The 12,709-nt window shown below is 37.7% G+C and carries 10 protein-coding genes; 7 read left to right on the top strand and 3 right to left on the bottom strand.

Annotated elements, in window-relative coordinates; all coding sequences use genetic code 11:
* Positions 1-254 precede the first annotated feature (254 nt).
* Genes IPJ80_01165 through IPJ80_01155 form a run of 3 tightly spaced genes read left to right on the top strand, consistent with a single transcriptional unit; the run spans position 255 to position 5,481 of the window.
* A complete protein-coding gene (locus IPJ80_01165) occupies positions 255-1,478 on the top strand; it encodes a TCR/Tet family MFS transporter (GenBank protein MBK7912093.1) in 1,224 nt (407 codons plus the stop codon).
* A 7-nt stretch (positions 1,479-1,485) separates the two neighbouring features.
* Entirely contained in the window at positions 1,486-3,903 is a 2,418-nt protein-coding gene (locus IPJ80_01160; protein MBK7912092.1) for a T9SS type A sorting domain-containing protein, read from the top strand.
* 12 nt (positions 3,904-3,915) lie between these two features.
* On the top strand, positions 3,916-5,481 hold the full coding sequence (locus IPJ80_01155) for a hypothetical protein (GenBank protein ID MBK7912091.1): 1,566 nt from the start codon (positions 3,916-3,918) through the stop codon (positions 5,479-5,481).
* 7 nt (positions 5,482-5,488) lie between these two features.
* Here the strand turns inward: IPJ80_01155 and IPJ80_01150 are convergent, their stop codons facing one another.
* A complete protein-coding gene (locus tag IPJ80_01150; GenBank protein ID MBK7912090.1) occupies positions 5,489-7,036 on the bottom strand; it encodes a hypothetical protein in 1,548 nt (515 codons plus the stop codon).
* Positions 7,023-7,571 carry a sigma-70 family RNA polymerase sigma factor gene (locus IPJ80_01145; GenBank protein MBK7912089.1) on the bottom strand — a complete coding sequence of 183 codons (549 nt, stop codon included), beginning with the start codon at positions 7,569-7,571 and terminating at the stop codon, positions 7,023-7,025. The genes IPJ80_01150 and IPJ80_01145 overlap by 14 nt, the downstream gene beginning before the upstream one ends.
* Before the next feature lie 180 nt (positions 7,572-7,751).
* On the opposite strand from IPJ80_01145, the gene IPJ80_01140 reads away from it, so the two are divergent.
* Together IPJ80_01140 and feoB are read left to right on the top strand one after the other, a co-directional pair.
* Positions 7,752-7,982, top strand: a complete 231-nt coding sequence (locus IPJ80_01140) for a ferrous iron transport protein A (GenBank protein ID MBK7912088.1) — start codon at positions 7,752-7,754, stop codon at positions 7,980-7,982.
* Positions 7,963-10,047, top strand: coding sequence for a ferrous iron transport protein B (gene feoB / locus IPJ80_01135; protein MBK7912087.1), 2,085 nt, complete (start codon positions 7,963-7,965; stop codon positions 10,045-10,047). Before IPJ80_01140 ends, feoB begins: the two co-directional genes overlap by 20 nt.
* Here the strand turns inward: feoB and IPJ80_01130 are convergent.
* Positions 10,035-10,481 carry a hypothetical protein gene (locus tag IPJ80_01130; protein MBK7912086.1) on the bottom strand — a complete coding sequence of 149 codons (447 nt, stop codon included), beginning with the start codon at positions 10,479-10,481 and terminating at the stop codon, positions 10,035-10,037. The two genes, feoB and IPJ80_01130, sit on opposite strands and share 13 nt — an antisense overlap.
* Positions 10,482-10,752: 271 nt before the next feature.
* On the opposite strand from IPJ80_01130, the gene mnmE reads away from it, so the two are divergent.
* Positions 10,753-12,129 carry a tRNA uridine-5-carboxymethylaminomethyl(34) synthesis GTPase MnmE gene (mnmE, locus tag IPJ80_01125; protein MBK7912085.1) on the top strand — a complete coding sequence of 459 codons (1,377 nt, stop codon included), beginning with the start codon at positions 10,753-10,755 and terminating at the stop codon, positions 12,127-12,129.
* Positions 12,130-12,358: 229 nt separating this feature from the next.
* Positions 12,359-12,625 carry a hypothetical protein gene (locus IPJ80_01120; GenBank protein MBK7912084.1) on the top strand — a complete coding sequence of 89 codons (267 nt, stop codon included), beginning with the start codon at positions 12,359-12,361 and terminating at the stop codon, positions 12,623-12,625.
* The last annotated feature ends 84 nt before the right edge of the window (positions 12,626-12,709 follow it).

Genomic DNA, 12,709 nt, shown 5'->3' with positions numbered 1-12,709 from the left:
TCCCTAACAGTCTAACAGTCCAGCAGTCTAACAGCCTTCCAACCCCTTCAGTCCTTCAGCCCTTCAGCCCTCCAGCCCCAAAATCAGTGGTCAGCAATTAGTAGTCAGTAGTCAAAAATTCAAAAATGCTCAACATACCAATAACCCTCCTCCCTAACAGTCCAACAGTCCAACAGCCTTCCAGCCCTTCAGCCCTCCAGCCCCTTCCCTGCGTTTACATAATCTCATTATCTTAGCGGACCTTATTCGATTGAATGGCAATGGAACAAAAATCCCTTAACAAGGCGCTTGGTTTTATTTTTTTAACAGTTTTGATTGATGTTACCGGATTGGGTATTGTGATTCCGGTCTTGCCACAATTGATTCAAGAGCTTTCCGGTTACCATTTGAGCGATGCCAGTCGGATTGCAGGCTATATGGGTTCGTCATTTTCCTTAATGTTGTTCTTATTTGCGCCCATTATGGGAGGTTTAAGCGATCGGTTTGGCCGGAGGCCGGTATTGCTCTTTTCTTTATTTGGTTTTGGGCTGGACTATTTACTCCAGGGATTTGCTCCAAGCATTACCTGGTTGTTTATCGGTCGGATCATTGCTGGAATTACGGGTTCTTCTTTTTCAACTGCCGGTTCCTTCATTGCCGATGTAAGTCCACCAGAAAAGCGTGCACAAAATTTTGGATTAATCGGCGCAGCCTTTGGATTGGGTTTTATCATTGGTCCTGCTATTGGTGCCCTATTAGGAAATTATGGCCTGCGTGTCCCATTTTTTGGGTCCGCTGTTTTGGCATTATTGAATATGCTTTTTGGAATATTCGTTTTGCCAGAATCTTTAAAACCTGAAAACCGAAGAACCTTTGATTGGAAACGTGCCAATCCACTGGGTACCCTGAGGGTATTGTTTAGTTATCCCATTGTAAAAGGCTTTTTGTTGAGTTTGTTTTTAGTTTATGTTGCGCATTACGCATTGCAAAGTACCTGGTCTTTTTATACGATTGAAAAATTTAAATGGGATGCAAAAATGATTGGCATTTCATTATCAGTTGTGGGTTTAATGGCAGCTATTGTGCAAGGTGGTTTGAGTCGAATCATTATTCCAAAATTAGGCAACAAACAATCCATTTTATTTGCTTTAATCATAGCCATGTTTGGCTATCTGGCATTTGCATTTGCTCCCACCGGATGGGCCATGTTTGCAATTACAGTTCCTTTTTCTTTTAGTGGATTGTCCGGCCCTGCAATTCAAGGATTGATCTCCAATCAAGTTCCTCAAAATGCTCAAGGAGAATTACAAGGCGGATTGATGGGCCTGATGAGTTTTACTGCGATTATCGGCCCACTGCTCATGACAAATTTATTTGGGTATTTTACCAATACCAGCCATGCGATCTATTTTCCGGGAGCTTCTTTTTTGTTGGCAAGTTTATTAGTACTTGCAGGTATTATTTTTATTGTTAAACCTTTATCACGCATTCATACTTAATCGATATATGAAAACATTATTAAATTCTTGTTTATTTATTTTGCTTGGTTTTGTACTTGCAGCTCAGCCAGATGATTTTATTCCTTGCCACAATGCAAGTGCACATCAGCTATATCGTTCAAAGCCCAGTGAGCTGGAATTGCAAGCCATGTTAAATTCTAACTTGCGTAGCGATAGTTTTGATATTTTAAATTATGCCATTGCCATTGACGTCAGTAATTATTCAGGTAAAAGCATTACAGCAAACACAACCGTTCGATTTAAAACAAAGATGGATCAACTCCAATGGATTCAATTGGATTTAAAACAGTTAACAGTTGATTCTATTTTGTATCACGGATTACCAATTGTCTTTAATTATGCGAATGATCTTATAACGGCTTTCTTTGGCAGTGCACTTCCTATCAATCATGAAGATGAAATTGTGGTGTATTATCATGGGATGCCCGTTCGCGATCCTGTATGGGGTGGATTTTATTTTGTTGATGACTACATTTACAATTTAGGTATTGGCCTTTCCACAACACCTCCCAATTTTGGAAAGGTTTGGTTTCCATGTTTTGACAATTTTGTTGAACGAACTACCTATGACTATATCGTAACATCTACTTCTGATAAACCAGCGTATTGCGTTGGCACATTTATTTCGGAAGAGCCCGTTGGTACCAAACAAGTCAAGAGACATTATCGGATGAATACGCCCATCACGACCTATTTATCAGGAATCGCAGCAGCCAATTATGCAGTGGCTAAAAGTGAACACCAGGGTTTAAATACTAAAATTCCGATCGAGTTGATTTCTAAATCACCCGATCTTGAGAAAATGAAAACCAATTTTGCAAAAATAGGTACGGCCATTGATGCTTTTGAATATTGGTTTGGTGCTTACCGTTTCGAACGGGTTGGTTTTGTTGCTACCACACAAGGTGCCATGGAACATCCAACCAATGTGGCTTATCCGGTAAGTACAATTCAAAACGGCACATTAATTCAAAACGAAAAATTATATGCCCATGAATACGGACATCATTGGTGGGGCGATGTAACTACACTGGATGATGCACGCGATATGTGGATTAAAGAAGGTAATGCTGAATATGCAAGTCATTTGTTTATTGAAAAAGCTTATGGAAAAGATGAGTTTATTGAAACTGTAAAATCCAATCTTTCCAATATTTTGTTTAATGCACATAAAAATGATGGTGGATTTCTTCCTTTATCACCGATGCCCTATGACCAAACCTATGGAACAACCACTTACCGTAAAGGGGCAGCCATGATTCACAACATGCGTGGATATTTGGGCGATGAACGTTACCGCAATGTATGTACTATGATTTTCGATAGTTTGAACGGCAAATCCATGAATGCCTATGAATTCAGAGATTTTTTAAATCGAAACAGTGGCGTTGATATGACGGCTTATTTTGACGATTATATTTTTAATCCTGGTTACTGCACGTTTTACGTCGATTCATTTAAAGTATATGATATGAACGGGCAGCATTATGCATACATCCAGGTAAAACAAAAATCATATCATGCCAATCATTTGTACCGGGATGTCCCACTAACATTTACGATGTACAATCAAAATCTGGAAAAACAAATCATAAAACAAAAAGTAAGCGGAGACTCTTATGGATTTAATGTATTGCTACCGGATGGTTACAGTCCGTCATTCGTTTTAATTAATGAAGACCAGCAATTAAATCTGGCAAGCTTGCAAAGTCATACCATAATAAATAAAACGGGAACTGCCAATCTGCCCTACACGGCAATTACCGTTAACGTAGGTGAGGTGAGTGATAGCAGCTATATAAATATTGTTCATCACCTGGTTGGACCGGATGCCAACCGAAAAGCAATTAATATTGATAAAATTTCTACCAATCATTTTTGGCAAGTGCACACCGTGAATCATGGCAAGCTGGCCATCGATGGGCGCATTGAATACAACGGAATTGATACGCTAAGTATTGATAACGATATCTTGTATAAGTCAGAAGACAGTCTGATTTTAGTTTACAGAAAAGACTGGTCAGAACCCTGGAAAGAATACCCTGATTATAATAAATTGATTGTAAATCCAACTGATAAAAGAGGATTTGTACGCATTACTAAATTAATAGCGGGAGATTATGCATTGGCCCATGGTTATCATGTAGCGGTTGCCAATCGCGATTTTAATGAACGTTTATTTAATGTATATCCTAATCCTGCTACAGATAAAATTCATGTAGTTGGTGAACATACGAAGGAAATTAGTAAGTGCGAAATCATTGACCGGAGTGGAAAAAATGTTCTTGAATGCGATTTTTATGATACGATAGATATTAGTCATTTAATAAGCGGATCATATATATTACAAACCTTTAATAAATCTGGAAAAATTTTATCCGCTACGCATTTTATAAAAAAGTAACAGGTTTAAATAATGAAAACCATTTTTCTGCTTTGTTGCCTGTTGCAATCATTGATTGGATTTACCCAGGCGGGTGTGTTGGATCAAACATTTTCAGGGGATGGAAAAGTTATTACAGCAGTAGGTACTGGAAATGATCATGCCTATGGTGTTGCAAGTCAGCCAAATGGTAAACTAGTCGTTGTTGGTTCATCCGAAAATGGAGCCTCAACTGATTTTGCAATTGTCCGTTACAATTCCGATGGCAGTTTAGACAATAGCTTTAGTGGGGATGGAAAACTTATACTAGACATAGCCGGTGGGAATGATGAAGCAAGGGCAGTGGTCATATTATCAAATGGGATGATTTTAATATCGGGTTTTGCATCTGTTGGTAATTCAACCGATTTTGCAATTGTACTGCTAAGTGCGGATGGTAAATTGGTCAATTCGTTTAGTGGTGATGGGAAGGCTACAATAGATTTTAGTGGTACCGATGATTTCTGTTATTCTATGTTGGTCAACAATGATAAAATTTATTTAGTGGGCAGTACCATTACAAATAGCCAGGAAGAGTTTGCGCTTGCCGTTTTGATGCAAAATGGCTTATTGGATACTTCATTTGATGGAGATGGGAAAACCAGCATAAACATTGGTGCTGGTCCGGATTTCGGACGAGCAATTGCCATTCAGGCTGATGGTAAATTGGTATTGACAGGATATACTGGAGCTGATTTTAATACTGATTTTGCAATCGTTCGTTTATTGACAGATGGAAAACCAGATCCATCGTTTAGTCAGGATGGCAAAGTGATCACAGACATAGGTCCGAATTGGGAACAAGCGTTTTCTGTTGCAGTTCAACAGGATCAAAAAATCGTAGTTTCAGGATTTACATTTAATAATACAGGCAACGACTTTGCATTGGTACGCTTTTTAACAGATGGAAGTTTAGATAAAAGTTTTAGTATGGACGGCATCGCAGTGCAAGCAATTGGAACTCGTTTTGATGAGGGATATGCAATGACATTGCAGCCAGATGGGAAAATATTAGTAACTGGAGAAGCAGCTCAACCTTCAACCGATGCAGATTTTGGATTGGCACGATTTACGGATGCTGGCATTTTGGATAAAACGTTTAGTGGAGATGGGACTATCATTACGCCGATGGGAAGTTTGATGAGTGAAGACATTGCTTATGCGATAACACTGCAAGCAGATGGTAAAATTGTAATTGCCGGTGAAGCCGAAAATGCTGCGAATTTAGATTTCGCTGTCGCAAGATATACATCTGGACTTGTAATTAATACAGAACAATCTGTTTCTGTATTGGAGGATGCCCGTGTTTTTCCAAATCCGGTACTTGATTATTTTTTATTGGATTTTAAGTTGAATGAAGACAAAAGACTTTCCATTGAATTAGTTGATTCAGGTGGGAATAAACTTCAATCATTTTTTACAAACTACCAATTTACACCAGGAGCATATAAATTAAACTGTAAACTAACTTCGGACTTAAGGAATGGAAAATACTATGTATTAATTTCTTCAGAGAATCAAAGGCAGATTCTGGAATTTGTGAAATTAAATAAAAATTGATTTTTGCTTATTTCAATTTAAAAGCCAATCCAATATTAAAATTAGTGGCAATGATCCGGTCTGAATTCGGGCCAAAACCATTTGGGGTGTCTCCAATTTTTTTAGGGCCCAACATGGCATTTAATTCAATTTCAGAATAGAGATTTAGTTTTGAATTCAATTGATGATTCACCCGAATGCCTGTAACTACATTGGCAAATGAATTCACTCCGAATGTTCCGCCATCCAATAAACCTTGATTGGAATCATTGCGCACACGGGTACTGAGCACTGAATTATCTTTAGTCCCATAAGCAATTCCCTGATGGACTGTACCGGATAAGTTTGTAATGGTGTCTAGTGTAAAATAATTTTTTAATGCAGCGCTGATGGACAAGCCAAGTTTTGCACTCACACTCCAATGGTTGCGCTGCACAACTTGTCTGTGTAGCAATACCGGAATCGAAAGAATGTGGGATTGAATTTTATCAAATCTGATTTTATAATAACCGTTTTCAAAGCTGCCCAAGGTTTCAGACATATTGGGTTGGTAGGACAAATGGCTGTAAATAAGTCCGCTTTCTATCATCCATTTTTTTGCTTCCACACCAAAACTCAGGGCTGTCTGAATTCCTGGACGCAATTGGTGTTGGTAGGTTTTTCCAAAATCCAGGAAAGAAGGGGATTGAATGGTATTTAACATAAGCCCTGTATGCATCATAAGCCAGGTCGATTTTAATGCGACTGGAATTATTTTATTTGGTAATGCATTCAGCACTTCAGGCAAATCTGTTAATACGATTGCATCCATGTTTTGGGGTAAGCCGGCTTGAAGTACAGGCAGATATTCTAAATTTTCCAGAATTGCAACTGGGTTTTGTAATGCAATTGCAGCAACTTCCTGATTGCTCTCTAAAGAACTTGCACTCGAAGTTTGATTGTATTCTATTGATTCCTTTACACTACCAGAAGCACTCGCTGAAGCACTCACTGAAGGATTGGATACAGGAAGCGTATTGTTAGAAGGAACTTGATTTGTCTGTTGTTTTTTTCGACCAGCAATTGGGATTAAACCTTTTGATTGATTGGCATCTCTGCTTTGTAGGAGTGCAGTTGAGTTATTTACTTTTGAACTGCTCTTTGCGGTAGTAGAAAAATGTTCGTTCCCAGCATTCAATTCTGAATTTGTTTGAATTGATTCTGTTTTGTTTTGAGCTATAGGGGCGACTAATTCAGCTGGTTTTTCTTTTATTGGTAAAATATTGGTAAGGCCAATATTATCCAAAGTCCACAGTAACAATAAAAACAAAAGCGATTCAATCATACGAGCCCGGATGATATGACGTCTTCGTTCAAGCATCCTGTTTTTCTTAGCTACAAAATGTTGCCAGTTAATTTGTTCAGAATCCAATTCCAAATTTTGGAAGCTCTGTTTAATTTTTTGATCAAATTCTAAATCGCTATCTGCTGCATCCATTTTCTGTTGCATAAAACCCCAATCCGGTGGCGTATTCGTGGAATAGGATTCCAGAATGTCTTTTATATTTTGATCAAAAGCTTTTTCAGATTTTGCCATGTAATAATTCCTTTAATTTAGTGCGTGCTTTCACCAGATTAGATCTGGACGTGCTTTCTGTTATATTTAGTGTTTCTGCAATTTCTCTATGTGAATATCCTTCGATGACAAACATGTTGAATACCGATCGATACATTGGAGGAAGTTTTTGAACGGCCTTCATCACTTCTTCTGCTGCCATGGAGTCCACCGGATGTGTATGTGAATAAGCCAAGGTACGGGCTTCATCCAAATCGGTCGTTGTGCGACGAGTTTCTTTTCTGTAAAAATCAATCGCAGTATTTACCATAATTCTTCGGATCCAGGCTTGCAATAAAGTTCCTGGTTCGTAAGAGCGAATGTTAGTAAAAACTTTCAAAAATCCTTCATGTAAAATATCAAATGCATCATCTGAGCTATTTGAATACCGCATACACACAGTCATCATCAAACGATAGTTTTCCTCATAAATCCGCTGTTGAGCCCAGGATTGCCGATCGATGCAAGCCAGGATGAGCTCCTGTTCAGATGGATTTATGGGTATTGCTATATTCATAAGAACCTACTCTCTATACAACGTATTTAAAGGCAATTTGCTGCTTTAAATTCGAAAATGAGATTAAAATGTTGGTTCTATTTTATATTAAATAATATTATATGTATAAATAGTACATATAGTGCAGTATATAAATTTTAATTAAGCCTTGGCTCCCAGACATTACTTTTGCAAACTACTATGCTCTATCCCAAAGGTAAATTCCTCATTCTTGGATTTAAAGATCCCTTTTTAGCAGCTCGCTTGATTGCCCTGGGAATCTATCCTGGAAAGGAATTGGAAATCAAACGAAAAGCGCTCTTAGGAGGTGCCTTTTACGTAGAGGTCGATTGTTGCCGTTTTGCATTGCGCGAGGATGAATTGTTTGGATTGGAATTAAAACAAATACCAGATGCAGGGGCAATTGTATAAAGTTGGTTTAGTAGGAAATCCAAACAGCGGCAAGACGAGCATTTTTAATCTGCTTACCGGTCTGAAACAAAAAGTTGGGAACTATCCAGGTGTTACGGTGGATTCCAAATCCGGAAAATTTAATGCTCCTGACGGATCTGTAATTGAATTAATTGATTTTCCAGGTGCCTATAGTTTGCATTCCAATACCTACGATGAGTTTGTATTGACCAAAGCTTTGATTGATATAAATGACCAAAATCATCCGGATGCAATTATTTATATAGCGGATATCTTATTGTTGGATAAACAGTTGCTGTTGCTGACTCAAATTTTAGATTTAGAATTTCCCGTAATTGTATGTTTGAGTAATTGTGATTTAGCTGAACCGGACCTAATCGAAAAATGGACTTTGCTATTAGAACAAAAATTAAAATGTCCCATCATTCCGGTTAGTTCAAAATCACATTTGAATCTGGATACACTAAAAGAACGTATTCAAAGTATCATTCAGTTTGCTCATATTTTTATTTCGAATAAAAGTAGTTATACAATTCCGGAACATGAGCTTGAAAAATTTGAACCGAATCCCTTATTTAAAAATGATTACAATAATTTATTGTGGAAACATTACGGTCAAAAAATTCAATCGTCCAGAATCAACAATTATTTTGGAAAAGAACATTCATTAAAACTGCAAATTGAGGAAACGCTGCAACGTTATGTTTTAATAGATGAATGGGTTTCTTTAGTTCAATTTGACAGAAGCAACCGATCTAAAGAAAATACCAATAAGATTGATTCGGTATTAACGCAACCGTTGTTAGGAGTTACGATTTTCACTGTAATCATGTTTTTTATTTTTCAGGCAATCTTTTCCTGGGCCAGTTATCCTATGGATTGGATTGAATCTGCTTTCGCTTCCTTGCAAGGAAGTTTGGGAGAATTGATGGGAGATGGATTGTTTGCTCAATTAATTGTCAAAGGACTCATCCCCGGCTTAAGTGGAGTCATGGTTTTTATTCCACAGATTGCGATTTTATTTTTTCTAATCAGTTGGATGGAGGAGTTGGGCTATATGGCCCGGGTGGTTTATTTATTTGATCATCTGTTAAAGAAAGTAGGATTAAATGGCAGATCGGTGGTTGGTCTCATCAGTGGGGGTGCTTGTGCGATTCCTGCAATCATGTCAACGCGCAGCATCAACAATCAACGGGATCGTTTGGTAACGATGTTTGTGATTCCATTGATTCCTTGTTCGGCAAGAATTCCGGTATACACGGCTTTAATTGGATTCATTGTTCCCTATAAAGAAGTGATGGGTATTTTCAATAGTCAGGGAGTTGCATTTATGGCTTTGTACTCTTTGGGAATTGTAATGGCTTTATTAACGGCATTGGTAATACGCTATTTTGTAAAGTCAGATGAACTCAGTGTGTTGGCTATGCAATTGCCTGATTACCGATTGCCTCAAATGCGACAGGTATTGATGGTGGTCTATGAGAAAGTTAAGAGCTTTGTATTTGAGGCTGGAAAAATTATTTTATTGATCAGTGTGATCTTATGGTTTATGTCTAGTTTTTCGTGGAAAGGAGAATTGGAACAAGTAGAGCAAACCGTTCGAATGGAATCCAATGCATTGGGCAGAGATTCTTTAGCAACCTTATCGGAGATAGAAGCCAGGAAATTAGAACATTCGTTTGCAGGAAAAGCAGGACGTTTTATTGAACCCGTTGTTGAACCATTAGGATTTGACTGGAAAATTTCCATTGCATTATTAACTTCATTTGCAGCGCGCGAAGTTTTTGTGGGAACGATGTCTACCATTTACAGTTTAGGTTCCAACGATGATGAAATTTTATTAAGAGATCGGATGGCATTGGAAAAACGAGCAGACGGTAGTCCATTTTTTGACAGGCGGACGTCCATTTCCCTGATCTTGTTTTATGCATTTGCAATGCAATGCATGAGTACGTTTGCAGTCATGTGGAAAGAAACGCGCACAAAGCGTTGGCCCATCTTCCAATTTATTTATATGGGATTACTGGCTTATCTCGCATCCTGGACAGCCTATCATTGGTTTTGAATTGGGGCTGCGGGTTTTGATACAAATTCAGGTTCTACTTTATAAACCAGATAGGTAGTTTCTCCCCGAAATGCAATTTTAAGATATTTCTCTTTATAGTGTAAAGTCACTTTGCTTCCAGCTTTTGAAGCTTCCTCGACCTGACGCGCCACCTCGGAATTAATCACTGAAAAATACCAGACATTGTCAGCAGGTTTTCCATTGTTTGCCGAACCGGAGAAAAAGCCAAAATTTAATTCACCTTCATATGTTTTGAATACAAAGCCTTTGTGACTTATTTTGGTGACAAATCCTGTACGCGATCCTTCGCTATAATTTGCAAATAAAATAAACAGTAAGAAAGCCAATCCAATGAGTAACAGGAGCAGTATAATCCGTTTCGTCCATTTCCACCATTTTTTACCTGTCTCTTTAAGTACGTCCATAGTTGCCATATAAGCTGCTTTTTCGCGAAAATAATTATTTTTAACCCAAATTTTTCAGTTAAGTTTCGTAGTGAGAGTCAAAAGGCCAATAAAATCAAGTGCTCACGGAATATTTTTACTGCAGGCATAGTCATTATTATGTTGAGGATAAAAATATGAGTAAGTGCTTGATTTTGAAGGAATTTTGGCTCGTAATAGAAAGTTAACTGAAAAATTTGGGTTTAGGATGAAAAGACAATCCAATACAATAAACATAGTTTTGCGCTAATAAATTCCACCCTTGCAAAAAACTACCATAGCCGCAATAGCTACTGCTCCGGGAACGGGAGCCATTGGATTGATTCGGGTTTCCGGGTCGGACAGTATTTTATTGGTTTCCCGGCTATTTAAAGGAAAGGATCTGTTGAAGGTAGCAGCAAATACGGTTCATTTTGGTAAAATTACAGATGCAAGCGGGCAGGTTTTGGACGAGGTCCTGGTGACGTTGTTTAGATCCCCCCATTCTTATACAGGCGAAGACCTGGTTGAAATTTCTTGTCATGGTTCGACTTACATCCTCCAATCCGTTTTAAATAGCATATTGGTTGCGGGAGCTGTGCCTGCAAAAGCCGGAGAATTTACTATGCGTGCATTTTTAAATGGAAAAATGGATTTATCCCAGGCAGAAGCCGTTGCAGATTTAATTGCATCAGAAACCCAAGCTGCACAACAATTGGCTATCAGTCAATTAAAAGGTGGAATCAAAAATGAAATTCAGGAATTGCGATCAGAGCTCTTGCATTTTATCAGTTTGTTGGAATTGGAATTGGATTTTTCAGAAGAGGATGTTGAGTTTGCCGATCGTAAAAACCTGGAATCTTTATTAATAAAAGTGCAAGATCATATTTTAAAATTGTACGCCAGTTTTAATTTAGGCAATGCGGTAAAGCAAGGTGTTAAAACTGTAATAGCTGGTCGACCCAATGCAGGGAAATCAACTTTACTGAATGCCTTATTGCAAGAAGAGCGCGCCATCGTATCAGAAATTGCAGGAACAACCAGAGATACGATTGAAGAACCACTCAATATCAATGGAATTTTATTTCGATTGATAGATACAGCCGGACTTCGTGAAGCACAAGATCAGATTGAAAAGATGGGTGTTGAGCGAAGTTTGGAAAAGATAAAAGAATCCAGTGTTTTGGTTTATGTATTTGACGTAATCGAAACCAGTAAAGAACAACTCTGGGAAGATCTTGAAAAATTAAAACAAGCAGGGCAACAGCTTTTAGTGATTGCAAATAAAATGGATTTGAATCCCGGAGTAGATTATGAGCACTATGTAAATCAATTCCTGAGCAAGAATCAAATCATACCCTGTTCGGCAAAAAACAAAATGAATTTAGAATACATCAAAACCCAATTGTATCAATTGGTTTTAGGAGATTCGAAAATTCAAGATGACAGCATTGCAATAAATGCAAGACACCAGGATGCACTTCAAAAATCCATTCAACAGATTGAAGCAGCCATTCATGGCATGCAATCCGGATTGCAAAGTGAATTGCTGGCTCAATACATTCGACATGCGCTATATCATTTAGCTGAAATCAGTGGGGAGATTACCAACGATGAAATTTTGGGAACCATTTTTGGCAAGTTTTGTATTGGAAAGTAATTCGTTTTCTCTTGTTTGTTATTCATTTGATTTTCAACACTATATAAAATAAATCTGCTCTTCCTCATCCTGGTTTGTCTCTTTTATACTTAGTTTTGTTGCCAATTTGTTGCCTAAACTTGTATACTCATTGTTGCCGGGCAACAAAAAATCAAGAAATGGGAGATCACGCTACATTGAGCTACATTCTGCTATATACAGCTGTATCAAGCTACAAAGAACTACAACAATGAGTAGTAATATTCGCCTGGAGAAGACCTGTCAGTATTGTGGTGAGAATTTTATCGCAAAGCCAACAGTAACTGCATTATGTTCCGATAACTGTGCAAATCACAGCTACGAAAATCGTAAGCGGGAAGAAATGGTTCAGCTTGAGAATCAAAAGGAAAATAAGCGTGTTCTATTCAATCCAATTAATACTTCAATAATTGAAAATTTTCATTTTAATAGAATTTCAACTGACAGTTTGGTAATTATAATTACTTTCACTAAATGATACAAAATTATTCAGAAGATAAAAAAATGATTGCTATATTAATAGCAATGTAAAACCTATATTTGTAAAACCGAATCCAATTTA

The sequence above is a fragment of the Saprospiraceae bacterium genome, assembly GCA_016714025.1.
In the GTDB taxonomy this organism is placed as follows: domain Bacteria; phylum Bacteroidota; class Bacteroidia; order Chitinophagales; family Saprospiraceae; genus Vicinibacter.
Note: the sequence above shows the minus strand (reverse complement) of the source record. Positions and strands in the feature narration are given on the sequence as shown.